The sequence below is a fragment of the Planosporangium thailandense genome, assembly GCF_011947195.1.
Classification (GTDB): Bacteria; Actinomycetota; Actinomycetes; order Mycobacteriales; family Micromonosporaceae; genus Planosporangium; species Planosporangium thailandense.
Genome location: NZ_JAATVY010000024.1, coordinates 39,075 through 55,487, shown reverse-complemented (window position 1 = coordinate 55,487; position 16,413 = coordinate 39,075). Strand labels below are relative to the sequence as shown.

Annotated in this window: 11 protein-coding genes and 1 pseudogene; 3 read left to right on the top strand and 9 right to left on the bottom strand. The window is 70.5% G+C overall.

What is annotated here, in order from left to right; translation table 11 throughout:
* Positions 1–392 precede the first annotated feature (392 nt).
* Positions 393–785, bottom strand: coding sequence for a winged helix-turn-helix transcriptional regulator (locus HC031_RS25315; RefSeq protein ID WP_167927913.1), 393 nt, complete (start codon positions 783–785; stop codon positions 393–395).
* 110 nt (positions 786–895) lie between these two features.
* On the opposite strand from HC031_RS25315, the gene HC031_RS25310 reads away from it, so the two are divergent.
* Positions 896–1,744, top strand: coding sequence for an SDR family oxidoreductase (locus HC031_RS25310; RefSeq protein WP_167927912.1), 849 nt, complete (start codon positions 896–898; stop codon positions 1,742–1,744).
* 154 nt (positions 1,745–1,898) lie between these two features.
* Here HC031_RS25310 and HC031_RS25305 read toward each other — a convergent pair.
* A pseudogene (locus HC031_RS25305) lies at positions 1,899–2,318 on the bottom strand (asparaginase domain-containing protein); the annotation flags it as partial.
* Between the two features lie 650 nt (positions 2,319–2,968).
* On the opposite strand from HC031_RS25305, the gene HC031_RS25300 reads away from it, so the two are divergent.
* The gene (locus HC031_RS25300) at positions 2,969–3,421 is read left to right on the top strand and encodes a hypothetical protein (RefSeq protein ID WP_167927911.1); all 453 of its coding nucleotides are present in this window, start codon (positions 2,969–2,971) and stop codon (positions 3,419–3,421) included.
* A gap of 666 nt (positions 3,422–4,087) precedes the next feature.
* Here the strand turns inward: HC031_RS25300 and HC031_RS25295 are convergent.
* The 5 genes from HC031_RS25295 to HC031_RS25275 all read right to left on the bottom strand — a co-directional run bounded on the left by HC031_RS25295 (position 4,088) and on the right by HC031_RS25275 (position 9,624).
* On the bottom strand, positions 4,088–5,065 hold the full coding sequence (locus HC031_RS25295; RefSeq protein WP_205863230.1) for a hypothetical protein: 978 nt from the start codon (positions 5,063–5,065) through the stop codon (positions 4,088–4,090).
* Between the two features lie 701 nt (positions 5,066–5,766).
* Positions 5,767–6,549: a F0F1 ATP synthase subunit A gene (gene atpB, locus HC031_RS25290; RefSeq protein WP_167927909.1), complete on the bottom strand. Its 783-nt coding sequence runs from the start codon at positions 6,547–6,549 to the stop codon at positions 5,767–5,769.
* Positions 6,550–6,708: 159 nt separating this feature from the next.
* Positions 6,709–8,169, bottom strand: a complete 1,461-nt coding sequence (locus tag HC031_RS25285; RefSeq protein WP_240942949.1) for a sialidase family protein — start codon at positions 8,167–8,169, stop codon at positions 6,709–6,711.
* Positions 8,170–8,334: 165 nt separating this feature from the next.
* Complete coding sequence (locus tag HC031_RS25280) at positions 8,335–8,868, bottom strand: hypothetical protein (protein WP_167927908.1); 534 nt, start codon at positions 8,866–8,868, stop codon at positions 8,335–8,337.
* An 81-nt stretch (positions 8,869–8,949) separates the two neighbouring features.
* On the bottom strand, positions 8,950–9,624 hold the full coding sequence (locus HC031_RS25275) for a cyclase family protein (RefSeq protein WP_205863229.1): 675 nt from the start codon (positions 9,622–9,624) through the stop codon (positions 8,950–8,952).
* Between the two features lie 310 nt (positions 9,625–9,934).
* Between HC031_RS25275 and HC031_RS25270 the strand changes: the two genes are divergently transcribed.
* Complete coding sequence (locus HC031_RS25270; RefSeq protein ID WP_167927906.1) at positions 9,935–10,459, top strand: DUF2269 family protein; 525 nt, start codon at positions 9,935–9,937, stop codon at positions 10,457–10,459.
* Between the two features lie 120 nt (positions 10,460–10,579).
* Here HC031_RS25270 and HC031_RS25265 read toward each other — a convergent pair whose 3' ends face one another.
* Both HC031_RS25265 and HC031_RS25260 read right to left on the bottom strand, forming a co-directional pair.
* The gene (locus HC031_RS25265) at positions 10,580–11,578 is read right to left on the bottom strand and encodes a hypothetical protein (RefSeq protein WP_167927905.1); all 999 of its coding nucleotides are present in this window, start codon (positions 11,576–11,578) and stop codon (positions 10,580–10,582) included.
* Between the two features lie 58 nt (positions 11,579–11,636).
* Positions 11,637–16,079, bottom strand: coding sequence for a cation-translocating P-type ATPase (locus tag HC031_RS25260; RefSeq protein WP_167927904.1), 4,443 nt, complete (start codon positions 16,077–16,079; stop codon positions 11,637–11,639).
* Positions 16,080–16,413 lie beyond the last annotated feature (334 nt).

Below are 16,413 nucleotides of genomic sequence, written 5' to 3'. Positions count from 1 at the left end.
CTCCGATTCTGCTGGCGCCCGCGATGCCGGGTGCTCCTCGGGTGCTCGGCCGCCATGGACTGATTCGGCTCCGGATGGACCATGCGGCACGCCCATGCAGTGGAGTCGGGTGAATTCCGGCAAACCGCGGACTGGTGGGACCCGTTGAGACAGGGGAGCGTTGATCAACGCTGGCTCTTAATCCGCGGGTTCGGGGTTCGAGTCCCTGGCGGCGCACCACAGGAAGCAGGCCCTGAGCTGGCGATACGTGCCAGACCGGGGCCTGTTTCGTATGTGCCGGCGGTGGGTGGGTGCTCGGGAGTGGTTGGACCAGCGGGTGGCTCGGCACTACCCGCCCGACCGGACGGCGAACATGCCGAGGGAGGCGGCTGACCTGCCGAGCCGCCCGAGGGTCAAGCGGCCGAGCCGCGGCGCTCCTGCTGGGCGTCGTAGCGGGACCGGGCGGCGAGCACGTCGCCGAGGTGGTCGGTCGCCCACGCTTCCAGTCCGGCGACCAGGTCGAGCACGCTGCGGCCCAGGTCGGTCAGGGCGTAGTCGACCCTCGGCGGCACCGAGGCGTGCACGGTCCGCGTCACCAGCCCGTCGCGCTCCAGCCCGCGCAGCGTCTGGGTGAGCATCTTCTGGCTCACCCCTTCGATGCGCTGCGCGAGTTCGCTGTACCGCTTCAGCCCGTCGGCGAGCATGAGGACGACGAGGACGCTCCACCGGTCGCCGATCCGGTCGAGGACCTGCCGGCTTCCACAATTCTTGGCGTACGGAGTGGGTTCCACCTGTTCACTTTCCATCAGAAAGTAACAAACTTCAAGGTGCCTACTCTCCAACGGGAAGTATCCGTCACCGCTCCTGGTTGGTGACCGTCGACAGATCAATTCGACAGTCCGTGAGGGAGTTCCCCATGCCCATCGTCGTCACCGGCGCGACCGGTCACCTCGGCCGCCTCATCGTGGAGTCGCTGTTGCACCGCGGCGTCCGGGCCGATCAAATCGTGGCGATCGGCCGGGACGTGGCCAAGACTTCCGACCTCGCCGAGCGCGGCGTGGTGGTGAAGCAGGCCGACTACAACGACATCGACTCGCTGCGGGCCGCGTTCGCCGGCGCCGACAAGCTGGCGTTCGTCTCCGGCAGCGAGGCCGGGCAGCGGGTGCCGCAGCACCGCAACGTCGTCGCCGCGGCCAAGGACGCCGGCGTCGAGCTGGTTGCCTACACCAGCATCGCCAAAGCCGACACCTCGAGCCTGATCCTCGCCGGCGAGCACAAGGCGACCGAGCAGGAGATCATCGCCTCCGGTCTGTCGTACGTGTTCCTGCGCAACAGCTGGTACATCGAGAACTACACCCCGCAGCTGCCGACCTACCTCGAGCACGGAATCGTCGGCGCGGCCGGCGATGGCAAGGTCAGCGCCGCCACCCGTGCCGACTACGCCGAGGCCGCCGCCGCAGTGCTCACCGCCGACGGCCACGCCGACAAGGTGTACGAGCTGGGCGGCGCGCCGTTCACCATGGCCGACCTGGCCGCCGAAGTGTCGAAGCAGAGCGGTAAGCAGGTCACCTACACCGACCTGCCGGTCGAGAAGTACACCGAGGTGTTGGTCGGCCTCGGTCTGCCCGAGCAGTTCGCGGCTGTCCTCGCCGACGGCGACCGCGGCCTCGCCCAGGGCGAACTGTACGTGGAGGACAACGACCTGGAGCAGCTCATCGGCCGCAAGCCGACCTCGCTCGCCGACGCCATCCGCGCCGCACTCTGATCTCCACCGCCCGTGCCCTCTCCATCTCCGGGAGGGCACGGGCGGGACCGGATTAGAAGCCGAACAGTTCGGCCGGGTTGGTGACCATCAGCTTGCGCCGGCGGTGCTCGTCCGGTGTGATCTCGGCGATCCGGTCCACGGGTACGCCGTCGTCCGGTACGTGGCCGGCGCCGTAGCCGGCCACGACGAGACCGTCGAGATGGTCGGCGCTGGCAAGGAGAGTGCCGTCATCGCCGAGGGCTGCGGCGTACAGCCCCACGTGCGGCGTCCGGGGGTGACCGCCTCGATGGGCACGGTCATGCGGTGGGGCGGCCGGCTGAGCAGCCGTACGGCACCTTCCACCATGTACCCGAGCGGGTCCGTGTTGGGCGGCTGGAAGGCACCGCCGCTGGTGGAGTGCGTCTTGCGGACATGACGGGCGGCGTGGATCTCGTCGGCGAACACGACCAGCGCGCCGAGGCCACCGGCTGGCGGCGGTGCGGATCGCGGCGAGCACGTTGGCGGGGCCGTCTGCGCCGGCCAGGGTGGGGTTGCGCATCGTGCCGGTGACCACGACGGGCGCCGGACCGGCGTGAGCCTCGACGGTACGGTGTCACTGAGCGCGCCGACCGACGCCGAGCGTCTGGTCGTCATCGGCGTTACCGGCGTACACCGTCCGGCAGGCGTAGGCCGGCTCACCGTGCGGCTCGCCGAGCTGGATGAACACCTCGCGCGGTGTCCGGTGCCGGCCCCGCCGTGGTGCTGGGGTCGCTGCGTGTGTCGGTCTGCGGTCTATCCACGCCTCGGTGCGGAAGGCTCTGGTGGGCCGCGCCGTCTAGTGGAGCGCGGGACCAGCACCTCGGGCCCAGCCCGGCTCGGCGCCTGCGGCGGGGGACGGGCGAACGACGTGCACCGGTTGGACCGATACTGATTGATGGTAACCAATGTGCTGGTCAAGACCACGCTCCTTATCCGAGGGGTCAGGGCTCGAGTCCCTGGCGGCGCACCACGAACGATCAGGGCGGACAGTCGACAGACTGCCCGCCCTGATCCATTTCCGGATTGTCCAGACATGCGCAATTGAGGGCGGGCTGACTCGTTCAGGAAGTGGCCACGGGCGTGCACGGCCTTGCGGATGTGAGTCGATCGTGCGGAGGGTCACCCGGACATGGCGCACTCGGTCGACCCATTGTAGAGACAGGGGTCGATGGAGATGGGATCCGCCGGCTAGGGCATAGTGAGCACATGGTCCGACGTATTGGTGCTCTTCTCGCCGTTGCTCTGCCACCCTGGGCAATTGCTTGCCTTCTCGCCGTCGTCGCATCCCCGTTGTTCGGTGACGGCACGGCCGCGGCGCGTCAGATGTTCCGGGACCTCTTCCTGACGCCAAATGCGCTGATACCGATCGTCGTGTTCGTGGCCTGCCTCGCTGTGATCGCCATTGTCGAGCGTGGGCGGTTCTTCTCCGCGAGCCAGCATTGGGCCGTCGGTGGACTCCTTGCGCTCGCCGCCACGACCGCCGTTGCCATCCTGGGTCTGGTGTGGGGCGGAGCTTACGTGTGCTACTGGTTGCTGTTCTGGTCCGTCTGCTCCGGATATTGGGCGTTGGTATGGCTCGCCGGGGCGTACGCATGGAGATCACTGGCTGTCGCCCGGCTGGAGAAGTCGCCGGTCCAGGCCTACGGGAACTCCCGTTGACAGCAACGTCGACGACTGCATCATCAGGATCCTGACCCTCGCTGGACCATCGTCTCCCACGGGAGCCGAGGCCGCGGATCACGAAGGGGCCCGTCGCCATGCCGTCCGCTGTCCAGGCCATCCACGGCGGTTGGGCGTTGCGCGGAACACGGTGGAGCAGGCGTTGGTAAGCGACGAGCCGCAGTTCCGACGTGTGCCGAATAACTCCATTGTGGATGCGGTAGAACCGCGGCCTGTCATGTAGGTGGCGTGTGCGCACAGACTGCCCGATGCCGAGCTGTTCGCCCGCAGGCGGCGCAGGCCCTGGTGGAAGGCGCTCGAAGGTGCCGCGGCTGCCGTCTGTGCTCCCGGTCTGTCAGGAGCATTTCCGTACCTGCCACGCTCGGTACCGAGCAGCGCCAATCACGCCGGAACCGCGACGCGCAGGTCAGAGTGGTTCCGCCCGGGGTATCGGTTTTCGCCCGTTGACGCGGTATCCACGCCGCGTTCCATTGATCGAACACCATACCCACGTGAGGTGGTTCGCCGGCGGGGGTGGCCCCGCCGGCGAACCACCTCGGCGTGCGAGTGGCGCCCCGGCTCGGTCAACTCGTCACGGGTGCTCAGGCTTTACGTATTCTCGCCCGGCCGGGACGGGGAGTTCGCCTGTGTGCCCGCGCATGAGACTCAGAACGACCCGCTGCCGTAGAAGTTCGCCAACTCGCACAGAATGGAGCCGGCCAGGCAGAGCGGACTCACGGCGTCGCGCTTGTAGACGTCTGTCACCCGGCCACCGTTGTAGATGTACACGTAGTGGTTCGGCATCTGCCGGTGGTTGCCGGAGAAGATCGAGTAGTTCCCGCCCTGGGTCAGGTGTATCGAGAACGCCCCGTCGATCGCGTTGAGGTGGCAGAACGGGTTGCCGGAGTGGGTCACCATCCGTACGTCCACGTAGTTGGACCCCGAACCCATCTTCTTCGCGCCCGAATCGTTGGCCGCCGCGGTCTTCTGTGCCACCAGCGCCCCGTTACGGTATACGTGGGTCGTGCCGATGCTCACGTTCCCGTTGACGGACTTCGAGCCCCAGTCGATGACCGCGCTCACCGCGGTCCGGTAGGACGGTGACGTCCAGTCGTAGCCGTGACCGTCCCCGCCGTACTGATATCCACTCCCGTAGTCGCAGCCCACCGGAGGCCCGTCGATGCGGGACTGAGGAATGAATGTGACCCAGGTGACCGTTGTGGTGGAGGCGGCCGCCATGACGCGGACCTCCGAAGCGGCCTGTGTCTGGAGGGAGCGCGCCGAGTCTTCACCCGTGGCGGGGGCGACGGGCACCCTCACGTTCATGCTCCACATGCGGGCCTTGGCGTCGGTGTCCGCGTCGAGGGGGACGACGTTGTAGCGATAGGATGTCCCGGCGACGACGGACGTGTCCCGGAAGTTCGAGACGCCGGCAGCGAGCGAGGCGATCACCTTACCGTCCCGGCTGATCCCGTACTGCGCGGTCTTGGCGTATGCCTCCCAGGAAAGGTCCACGAAGGACGTGTTCGCGGCGGACGTGATGCCCTGTGAAAGCATGGAGCGATCGAGAATCGCGAGCGTGCCGGTGGGGGACTTGGCGGCGGCAAGGCTCTGCGCCCCGGGCGCGCTCTCTTCGGTCTTCACGCTGAAGGTGGCGACGTCCGTAACCCGACCCGAACGAATGTCCGGGATTGAAAACTCCACGCCGCCGCCCGCCTGCGGCGAAGAGGGTTCCGCGTGAGCTGGTAGAGCAAGCATCGTCGTTGTCGCCAGCGCGAGACCAATCGCGCCAGTCGATCGGACCAACCTCATTCAACGCCCCGATCCGTCAAGGTATTCATTGATGACAATGAATGGACGCGCTAGCTAACCACGCGGCCGTGGAGTGGATCAAGGGCGATGTCGATTATCTTATTCACACTTGTCAATCGATGGTTTTCCTGGTTGCGGTGAGGGTCCTTTCGGTTGGGGTCGACGGCCGCGTTGGCCTCAACGCTCTGTCTGTGGCGACGGTTCGATCGTGGCGATGACCCGATGATCCCAAGCCACGGGAATCCATCCGGGTTTGTGACGATCTTCCGGTGGCTGGTCGCTCTCATGGGAGGGCGTTCGTGTAACGGGTGCTCCACGGTGCTCGCCGGCCATGGATAGTGCGGCTCAGGGGCGGACCGAGCGGCAGGTCCGTACGGCGTAGCTGGGAAAATCCGACAGGGCCTGGACTGTTGTGACGCCCTGGGGACCGCGGAGATTGGCTAGCGTCGGGTCTGGTAGCCGCGGCGGAGCTTGGTTCTTTCGTGCCGCGGCACCGATGCCGCTTGCGAGCGTTTCGAGCCGGCCCGCGTTGCCTAGTGCTCGTCGGACAGGGCTGCCTGCACGTAACTGGCGGTCAGCAGCACGAACACGTACGCCTGCAGCAGTGCGACACCGGCCTCGAACACGGTGAGCACGAGCGCCATCGCCCACGACACCAACGACACCGGCCGAAGCGCCACAGTCTGCGCGCCGACCAGCATGAAGCCGCCCAGGGTGAACACCAGCAGGATCAGGTGGCCGGCGAACATGTTGGAAAACAGCCGGATGGCCAGCGTGAACGGCTGGTTGATGAACTTCTGCAGGATCTCGAGCGGGACCAGCAGCGGGTACATCGCCTTCGGTGTGCCCGGCAGGATCACGGCCTGTCGGAGGTAGCGCCGCAACCCGAACCGGCGGATGCCGACGTAGTGGTACAACACGTACGAGATGAGCGCCAGGAACGCCGGAAACGCCATGTGAGAGTTGGGCGAGATCTGCGCCAGCGGTATGACGCCGAAGAGGTTGGTCACCGCGACGAAGCAGAACAGTGAGGTCAGGTAGGGGGCGAAACGCAGGCCCTCCGCGCCGATCACCTCGCGGGCCACACCGTCGCGGATGAGCCCGTAGAGGGACTCCGCGATCCACTGGCTGCGCGTCGGCACGATCGCCGGGCGGCGGTACGCGACGAGGAAGAAGACGATCACCGCGGCGATGCCGATCCACAGCAGTACGGTGATCTTGGAGATCCAGAACTGACCGCCCAGGCTGGGTGGGAAGAAGTCGTCGACGCTCGGTGGCCAGTGTTTCTGGGTGACGAAAGTGGCCGGTGCGGTCATGGAAGCCACCTTTCCTGCCGGTTCTGCGGGTGACCGTACGTAGGCTGCGGTACATCGGCTGTTATCGACGTCGCGCTATCACCGTACAGTGTCCGTAGTTTGGCCGGAAGGTGCGGGGCTGCCGGGGCGCCATCCGGGCGAGCGCCCCGACAGCCGGTGTCACCGGCGCACGGTTCCGCCGGTGACCGCCAGCCCGCCGGCCGGCGCGTACATCCCGAGGTCGTAGGTTGAACCGCTCGGCGCGTGCCCGATCGGGACGACCGGGTAGGCGTTGCCGCCGGCGCGCACCGAGGTCGAGATGTAGTCGCCGAACATGCGGCCCTGCGAGGTGTTCGGGAGCCACGCCAGGCTCATCGGACCGGCGAGCTGGGTGGCGGTGCTCCAGCTGGCGCCGCCGTTGACCGACGACACGTACCCGACGTCGAGCTGGCAGGTCGAGGCGGTGCAGTTCGCCGTCGGGTAGTAGTAGTACGTCAACGCCAGCCGGGCCGACGTGCCCGCCGACGACGGATCCACCCCCAGGCCGGGGACGAAATGATCGACCGCGCTGGTGGTCGCGTCGATCGGTACGCGGATCGGCGCCGACCAGGTCGTCTCGCTGGTGGACATGGCTACGACGATGTCGTTGCTCGCGCAGCCGGACCGGAACCGGCAGTCCGACCATGCCACGTACACTGTGCCGGCGCCGTCGACCTCGGCGGTGGGCAGCGCCTCCTCGCGCAGGTCGCCGGCTGCCGCGTGGTGGCTGACGCGCGACACCAGGACCGTGGAGCTCCAGTTCGCACCGCCGTCGGTGGACCGGAACGCGCGGATCTGGTCGTTGGTCGACAGGTACGGCACGACGACGGTGCCGTTGGGCCGCACCACCGGCTGGCCGCCCAGCCCGGTCGCGCTGCCGCCGGTGGCGCGCGCCGGACCCCAGGTCGCGCCGCCGTCCGACGAGGTCTTCATCCGCAGCGCGTCGAAGGAGCTGGTTACGTCGTACTCGGTGTAGCAGTTGCCGTAGTACGGGCTGGAGGCGGTGTTGTCACACACGATCCAGTTCTTGTCCAGCGAGCCGGTGGCCGTGGTCACCGGGTTGCTCCAGGTGCGCCCGCCGTCGGTGGAGCGGCTGGTCAGTACGTCCACAGAGGAGCTACGGATGCCGAGCGAGGAGATCAGCCAGACGTTGTGGCGGGCGTCGTAGGCGACCGATGCGTCGCTGGCCTGCCCGTACGGGCCACCGGCGTTACCGGTGATGCCGGGCAGGAAGCCGCGTGTCCAGGTGGCGCCGCCGTCGGACGAGGTCGCGAAGCCGATGTTGGACGAGCCGCCGCCGGACACCCGCCCGACCTGGAACGCCGACACGATCGTCGTGCCGAAGCTGAACGTGTCGGGCTCGACCTCGGTACGGTGCTGGGCCTGGCTGTCGGTGTACGGGTCGGCGCTGACCTGGGTCAGTGCGGCCCTCGGATGGGCGGCGTTGGTCTGGGTGGCGGCGTTGGTCTGGGTGGCGGCGTTGGCGTGCGCGGTTGTCGTGGTGAGCAGGAGCGTGGCGATGGCCGGGACGGTCACAGCGACCGCGCCCAGCGAGCGCGATCGTACGGGTCTGCCGGGCGCCGGCCGGATCGGTAGCAGCATGGGTGGCACCGCCTCTCGGGTTGGCGGGGTTCACGGTCGGCGCGGTGCCCGTCGCGGCGTGGGCGCCGACGCGCCGACCACGAAATTGCCACCTGTCTATCAATATGGAGGTCGAACAGTAACCCGGCCGGCACTGGAGTAGGGGCCGGCGCGGGTACCGGTGCCTTACCCGCGGTGTCGCAGCGTGCCGACCACCGGAGCGGGATGGCCCAGGCGCAGCTTCTCGGCGATCTCGTCTCTGGTGCGAAGCGCTCGCCGCCAGCCGACGACTTCGGCGACGAAGTAGTCCTCCCCGTCGTCCGGTGCCGCGGTCGCCGCCTCGACCGTCCATGGGCGACCGAGGAGCACCCGAGCCGGGATGGCGACGGCGAGCAGGACCACCACCACAACCATGTCGATGACCAGCAGCAACAGGGGAAGGAGGACCCACCAGAACAGGGCGCCGACCACGATGAGACAGACGATCACGGCGATGGCGACCACGATGTCATCGGCGAGGCCGTGCAGGAAGCCGTCCCCGCCACCCCCGCCACCCCCACCGGTGGGAATGTCGAAGCCGCCGAGGTCGCCACCCCTGCCGTTGCGGCGGGCGCTGCGCCAGCCCCCGAAGCGTCGGGCAAGCTTCCGCCAGCGCGGTTGCCACACGACGCGCACCCGCCATTGGGCGCCGCCCGGAGTGGCGGTCATGATCGTCCGCATCCGGGGAGTGTAGCCAGGTCCGATCGACGCAGGTGGACTCTCGTACGTCTATGCCTCGTACGTCGTCTCTGCCTCGTGCGTCTATGCCTCGTACGTCGTTTCTGCCTCGTACGTCGCCACGGCCCGTACGGGGAACGACGCCATCCCGCGAACCGGTGGAGGCAACGCGACGAGTCGGGCGCCGGTCACCGGTACCCGGTCCAGGTTGGTCAGGTGCTCGATGATCGGGATGTCGGCGCCGAGCAGTCCGTGGTGCGCGGGGCGGTCGGGATCCCGAGGGTCGTCGATGTTGAGCGAGTCGATGCCGACGACGGCAACATTGGCGTTGACGAGCACCTCGACCGCGTCGGCGGTGAGGTGCGGGCAGTCGAGGTCGAGGTAGCGCGGGGTCTGCCAGTACCGGGCCCAGCCGGTGTAGACGAGCACGGCCCTGCCCCACAGGGCGCCCGGGTCGCCGAGGTGGGCGGCGGTCACCGCCGGTACGTCGAACGCGTGCACCACCGCGATCGGCACGTTGACCAGCCGTTCGAGGGGTAGCTGCGCGACGTCGGCGCGCTCGCGGTGGTAGTGGTACGGCGCATCGACATAGGTTCCGGTATTGCCGACGAGGCTCGCCGATGCGATCTCGAACGACACCCCGGCGCTCAACCGGGCCGCCGAATCCTCACGTGACGTCGCCACCTGTACACGCGGTGGCGCCATGCCCGGATAGGTGGTCATGCCGGCGACGATCTCGTGTGACAGGTCGACGATCATCACCGGAGAGTACTCGGTGAGTCCGCCGTTCGCCGCGCGCCGTCGGCCGCGCCGCTAGCGTCTCTCGGGTGCGATGCCGGGCGCTGAGCTTCGTGTCGTTCTTCAGCATGGCGGCGGCCTGGTTGCCGGGGCGCGGCGTCGTCGGACCTGCCATCGGACCTGCCATCGGACCTGCCATCGGACCTGCCATCGGACCTGCCATCGGACCTGCCATCGGACCTGCTGTCGGATCGCACGTGCCCGGACGAGGGCTCGTCATGGACGAGCGTCTGTAACGAGCGAAGTCGGCTGGGAGGACTAGGGTTGACCCGTGTACGAGACTCTGGTGACGTTGCACGTGCTCACCGCGGTCCTGCTCATCGGACCGTTCGCGCTGGCGCCCTACATGGCCCATCGCGCCATCCGCCGGCACGACGCCAGCAACACCCACGCCGCCGCCCGCATCCTGGCCGTCTTCTCGACCGGTTCGCTGATCGTGGCGGCTTTCGGGTTCGGCGCGCTGTCGACGGCGAACAGGTACTCGTTCCGCACGCCATGGGTGATCATTTCGATCACCCTGTACGTGATCGCGATGGGTATCGCCACCGGGTACACCATGCCGTCGATACGTCGCGCGGCCGGGGTGATCGAGCAGGGTGTGCTCGAGCGACCGCCGGCGGCCGCCGAGGGCGACGGTGAAGCGCCACCGCCCACCCTCGCCGCCACCGCGACCGACCTGGCAGCCAAGGAGCGCCTGGACAATCTGGCCGGCCGCGTGGTGGCCTCCGGCACGGTCGTATTCGTGCTGATCGTACTGATCACGATCTTCATGATCGTCCGCCCGTTCGGCAGATAGCGTTCGGCAGCCAGCGCTCGGCAGCCAGCGCTCGACGTGCGCCGTGGCGATCTTGGACACCTGGGCCGGTTATAGGCGGCACAAGTGTCCAAGATCCCGGAGCGCGAGGCACGGGCGATCTCAGCCGCGGCCCGGCCGATGCTCCAACTCCTCGCGAACGGTGGCCTTGGCGAACCGTTCGAGGACCCAGGTGCCGGCCGCCAGCGCCGCCGCCACCGGCCACTCCAGCGCACCCAGAACCGCCGCGCCGATCAGGCCGCCGACCCAGAGCACGCGACTGGACGCGCCGACCGGCGACGGCATCGGGGGAAGGGGGATGCGGGCCCCGATGACGGGTACCGTGACGACGCGAGGGTATGGCGGACCCTCCGCCTCCGGCCGCGCCGGCGCCTCCCGTGTCCCGGCTTTCCGCTCGCGAACCTCCTGCCCGCCAGCCTCACGTGCTTCCTCTGTGGCCGGCGCCGGCCGGACCGGTACCGGCTGCGGTGGTGGCTCGCTGGGCGCTGCGGCCCTGGCTCGCCGCTCGGTCTCGCGCTGCTGCGGAATCGTGGCCCGCGCGGGCTCGGGTTCGCGGACGGGCGCCGCCGCCGGTGCCCGTCTCGGCGCGGCCGCCCGGCTCTCGGCGGCACGCCGCTCCGCGATGGTGCGCTTCTGGGCAGCCGTCTGCTTCCGGGCGGTGGTGCGCGCTTGTACGGCCGTCCGCTTCTGGGGGGCGGTCCGCTTCTCCGCGGGGGCTCGCTTCTGCGCGGTGGTGCGCTTCTGCGCGGTGGTGCGCTTCTCCGCGGGGGCTCGCTTCTCCGCGGTAGTGCGCTTCTGCGCGGTGGTGCGCTTCTGCGCGGGCGCGCGCTTCTCCGCGGCGGCGCGCTTCTGCGCCCCCGCGCGCTTTGTCGGTGCAGTGCGCTTCTGGGGGGCCGCGCGCTTGGTCGGTGCGGTGCGCTTCTGGGGCGCGGTGCGCGCGGCCGGTACCGCGCGCTCCTGCGCCGCGGCGCTCGCCGTGCGGGCCCGTCGAGCCGCCGGAGCGCGCTCGCCGGTAGCGGCGCCCGCCGCGGGTGGGCGCTTCTGGGCCGCCGCGCGCTTCTGAGGCGCTCGCGCGCCTCGTCCCGTCGGCTGTGTGGTCATGCCTGCTCCCTTCCGCGCCGAGTCCGGCTCGGCGACCAGTCCACGGTGGGCGATGCTGCTACTGCTCGGGCGTGCCGCCGCCGGGTTCGCTGCCGTCAGGCTGCCCTGGCTCCGGCCATACCCGTCCGGCGAGCCGCGATGCCACCATCGCGGCCGCAGTACCGATTCCGCTCGCCCACAGCCCGGTCGTCCAGGCGATCGGTCCCATCGGCCGGCAGCCGAAGAACTGGCTGACCCCGGGTGTCTGCACGATCGCGCCGAGCGCGGCCGCGGACACCGCGCTCGCCCCGACGACGAGCGGGCTGCGCCAGCCGGCGACCAGCGTCTGGCCGAGCTGGGTGCCGACCAGAGCCACGAGCGCCACGGTGCTGGCACGCGTCCGGGTACCCGTACCCCGGCCGATCAGCCACGCGCCCGTCGTCGCCCCGGCCGTCGCGAGGGCGCGTACCGCGACGTCGCGGGTCAGGGAGCGGCCCAGCGACGCCTCCGGGCCCTCGTGCAGCAGGTCCTCCGGGGTCTGTTTGGACGGCTCCCGCACCGACAGCGCCAGCGACGGCAGCAGGTCGGTGAGCAGGTTCACCAGGAGCAGTTGCCGGGCGTTGAGCGGCGAGCCGGCCGGGGCCAGCAGCCCGGTCCCGAGCGCGAAACCGATCTCGCCGAGGTTGCCGCCGACCAGTACGGATACCGCGTCGCGTACCGACGCCCACATCGCGCGGCCCTCCACGACGGCATGGATGATCGTCTCGATGCGGTCGTCGGTGACGATGAGGTCGGCCGACTCCCGGGCGGCGTCGGTGCCCCGCTGGCCCAGCGCGATACCCACGTCGGCGAGGCGGATCGCGGCGGCGTCGTTCGCGCCGTCACCGGTCATCGCGACGGTGTGCCCCTCGGTCTGCAGCGCCTGCACGATGCGGACCTTGTGGGTGGGGGTGACCCGGGCGAAGACCGACACCTCCGGCAACACCTCGGCGAGCTTGCCGTCGTCGAGCTCGTCGATCTCGGATCCGGTCATCACCCGGCCACCGTTGACGATGTCGAGCTCGGCGGCGATCGCCTCGGCGGTGGTCGGATGGTCTCCGGTCAGCATGATCACCTTGACGCCGGCGCGGCGCAGTCCGGCCACCGCGGCCGCCGCCTCCGGACGGGCCGAGTCGGCCAGCCCGAGCAGGCCGAGAAACTCGAGGTCCGCGACGAGCTCGGGGCGGATCTGCCGACGGGCGGCCACCGGACGCTGGGCCACGGCGAGGACCCGGTACCCCTGACGGGCCAGCCGGTCCACCTCCGTCTCGATCGACGCCACCGCCCGGGAGTCCAGCCGCTCGACCCGACCGTTACGGCGCCAGCCGGTACAGGCCGGCAGCACGGTCTCCGGTGCGCCCTTCACGCTGAGCAACAGGCCGCGGGAGGTCGCGCCGAGCGCCGCGTGGTAACCGCGGGCCGGTTCGAACGGCATGTCACCGACCACCCGCCAATGGCCGAGCCCGTCCGCAGGGGTGACCCCGGCCTCCTCGGCCCCGGTGATCACCGCCCGGTCGGTGGGGTGCGGTACCTCGTCGCGCGCCGCCGGGCTGGCCCGCAGACCGGCGGCGAGCACCGGTCGGGCGGTTGGCGACAGCTGGTCCACCGGCGCGGCGCGCAGCCCGTCGGACACCTGCTGAAGGCGCACCCGCCCCTCCGTCAGCGTCCCCGTCTTGTCGAAGCACAGCACGTCGACCCGGCCGAGCGCCTCGGTGGTCGACGGGTCGCGTACCAGCGCCCGGCGCTGCGACAGCCGGCGCGCCGCGGCGATCTGACCGACCGTCGCAACGAGGGGCAGCCCTTCGGGCACTGCCGCCACGGCGAGGCTGACCGCGGTGCCGAGGGTGGTGGACAACGGCCGGCCCCGCAACAGGCCACCGGCGATGAGCGCCGCGCCCGAGCCGAGCGCGATGGGTACGCTCGCGCCGGTCAGCCGCATCAGCCGCGCCTGCACGCCGCGCGTCGGTGGGCCCGTCTCGGCCGCCCGGCCGCTTCGGCCCATCTCGCTGCGCGGGCCGGTCGCCACCACCACACACGTCGCCTCCCCGGCGGCGACGATGGTGCCCTCGTACAGCATGCTGCGCCGCTCCGCCACGCTGGCGGCTGCCAACGGCATGGCGGTCTTGGTCACCAGCTGGGACTCTCCGGTGAGCGTGGACTCGTCCACCTCCACGTTGGCGGCCTCGAGGATCCGGCAGTCGGCGGGTACGGCGTCCCCGGCGCGCAGCACGATCACGTCACCCGGGACGATCTCGTCGGCGGCCAGATCCAGCTCGTGGCCGTTGCGCCGTACCTGGGCCCGCAGCGAGGTGTCCCGGGCGAGGCGCCGCAGCGCCCGGTCGGCGCTGACCCGCTGCGCGGCGCCGAGCAGCGCGTTCGCGCCCATCACCGAGCCGATGAGCGTCGCGTCGGTGACCGAGCCGGTGGCCGCCGACATCGCCGCGCCGGTCGCCAGCAGCGGGGTCAGGGGGTTGGCCAGCTCGTCGACCGTGGCGCGGAGGAAGCGCTCTTCGCGGTGCCCGTCCAGGGACGGCTGCTCCGCGAGACGGGCGGCGGCGTCCTCCGCCGTCAGCCCGTCGGGCGAGCTGTCGAGGCGGCGCAGGGCGGTCTCCGGGGCCAGTGCGTGCCACGGCGTCTCGTCGATCGGCACCGGATCGGGGCGCTCGTCGACCGACCGGGCGGCCAGGGCGCCGACCGTCATCCCCACCACAGCGGCGGCGGTGCCGGCGATCCGCGCGCGTCCGAACTGCCCGGCGGCGGGGCCGGACAGGGCCAGGAGCGCGGCGGCGACTGAACCGTACAGCGAGATGAGCGCACCGCGGCGGGCGACGGTGCGCGCCGCGGTCACGGCGTCCAGGATCCGGCAGGCCTGGGCCAGGCCCGGCCCGCAGAGCAGATCCGCGGCCCAGGGCACCGGCCCCGTCTCGTCCAGCACGCCGACGCCGCAGTCGGCCGCCGCCATTGCGGCGTTGCCGGCTCGCGCGTCGGCGACCAGGGCGACCATCCGCTGCTGTTGCTGCAGCTTACGGATCTCCGACGCCAGATGGGTGCCGGCGGGCACCACGGCATCCGCGGAGATCCGGGCGCCCAGGCCGCTGCCGACGCCGGCCAGGATGACGGTGCCGACCGAACGGGCCGCCGCGACCAGGTCGGTCGCGTTCGGGCGGAGCTCGGGTACGGCGGCGAGCACCGCGACGAGTGTGTCTCCGTGTACCAGCCCGAGCGTCACGCCGTCGGGAGCGCGCAGCTGGTCCGCCACCGTGCGGGCCAGCCGCTGGCCGCCGGGCACGACCTTGCTCAGCGGCCCGAGCGTCCAGTCGTCGATCGTGCGTACCGCGCCCGGTTCGCGCGCGTCCATCAGCGATCCGGCCCGGACCCGTAGGCTGCTTTCCTCCTCAGGGGACAGCTCGGATTCCGCGCCGCGCAGCTCTCCGATGGCGAACCGGCCGGTGGTCAACGCGCGGGAGTCGATGACGACGGTGTCGAGCCGGTCGAGCCGGCGCAGCGCCGTGGCGTCGAGCGGTACGACGCCACGGGCGCAGAGGGCACGGCCCAGCCGCGCGGCGAACACCTCCCGGCTCAGTCGGGCAGCCCTCGGCGCGATCACGGTCAGCGCGGTCCGGGCCCGGCCGCGGTCCCGGGTGACCGCGACGGCGCCTGCCGCCGCGGTCAGCGCGATGAACGAGGCGCGGTCGGCGTAGCGCTCGATCGGGCCCGGTGGCACCGGAACCGGCCGCCGCGACACGTCCACCGGCTCCGCCCGCTCGCCGTCCGGACGGGACTGCAGGTCCGGCTCCCTGCGCTGCCAGACGGTGCGACGGGCGTTGATCTCCGAGATCAGCACCGCCCGGTACGCCGCGTCGGTGAGCACACTGACCGGCGGCCCCGGCGTCAGCCCCGAAGCGATCGCGTGCGTCACGGCGAGGGTCAGGTCGGTGGCGGCCCGGCCGAACCGTTCGTACAGCGCGTGTCGCAGCCGGGGGGTGGAGTCCACCAGGGCGAGCACGGAGAGCACGTCGGAGGGGAACGTCCGCTGCCGGAGCACCGGCCGTACCGTCGACAGCGCGAGCCCGAGCGCGTCGCTGCCCAGCGCGACCAGTTGCCGGTGCAGCGGCTCGTCGTCGGCGGGATGCTCCGGACGGCTCTTCGGGAAGCCCGCCGTGTGCAGTTCGTGGGCTTCCTCCACGTCTTCGATCGCGTCGACGAGATCGTCGACATCGACCCGGTCACCGGTGAACGCCACCACCACGCGGCCGAGGACGGCGTTGACCTCGGCCCAGTGGACTCCGTGGAGCCGCTCAAGCTGCTCTTCCACCTGCTTGGCGAAGGCTTCGCTGCCGGGCCGGTCGAGGCCGCGCACCTCGATGTGGGCCCGCCCGTTGCCCACCCACGAGCGGCGCGACATCCGGCTGCGGCCGGGCACGGGAAGGGCCCGTGCGGTGGCGACTGGCAGCCGGCCGAGAGCTGTCAGCAGCTTATTCATGCCTGCCGCGGTGCTGCGGCAGCCGGCGGCGGGCGGCCGTCTTGTCGCAACGCTTCGGGCAGGAGCCAACGGTCGCGTTTGCGTCCACCGGCGAAGAATCGCATCGCCGCTCCGGCACCGGCATCACCCGGCCGGGGTGATTCACCGCCCGGCGCCCGCCTGTCGGTGCGGCGCGCAGCAGCGCCGCCCTACGGGCTCGCCGCCCGTGGTACCGGCATGTTTGGGGTGGCCGTAACCAGGTAGAGGCTCCCCGGGATCGCCGCGGCGGCGTTCAACTAAGTACCGGCGTTCAACCCGGTACCGAAGGTCAACCCAGTACCGAAGTTCAACCGGT

Excerpts from the sequence above, each read along its gene's own strand:
- HC031_RS25315 (WP_167927913.1), bottom strand. The coding sequence starts at position 785 with ATGGAAAGTGAACAGGTGGAACCCACTCCGTACGCCAAGAATTGTGGA.
- HC031_RS25310 (WP_167927912.1), top strand. The coding sequence starts at position 896 with ATGCCCATCGTCGTCACCGGCGCGACCGGTCACCTCGGCCGCCTCATC.
- HC031_RS25300 (WP_167927911.1), top strand. The coding sequence starts at position 2,969 with ATGGTCCGACGTATTGGTGCTCTTCTCGCCGTTGCTCTGCCACCCTGG.
- atpB (WP_167927909.1), bottom strand. The coding sequence starts at position 6,549 with ATGACCGCACCGGCCACTTTCGTCACCCAGAAACACTGGCCACCGAGC.
- HC031_RS25285 (WP_240942949.1), bottom strand. The coding sequence starts at position 8,169 with ATGCTGCTACCGATCCGGCCGGCGCCCGGCAGACCCGTACGATCGCGC.
- HC031_RS25280 (WP_167927908.1), bottom strand. The coding sequence starts at position 8,868 with ATGCGGACGATCATGACCGCCACTCCGGGCGGCGCCCAATGGCGGGTG.
- HC031_RS25275 (WP_205863229.1), bottom strand. The coding sequence starts at position 9,624 with ATGATCGTCGACCTGTCACACGAGATCGTCGCCGGCATGACCACCTAT.
- HC031_RS25265 (WP_167927905.1), bottom strand. The coding sequence starts at position 11,578 with ATGACCACACAGCCGACGGGACGAGGCGCGCGAGCGCCTCAGAAGCGC.
- HC031_RS25260 (WP_167927904.1), bottom strand. The coding sequence starts at position 16,079 with ATGAATAAGCTGCTGACAGCTCTCGGCCGGCTGCCAGTCGCCACCGCA.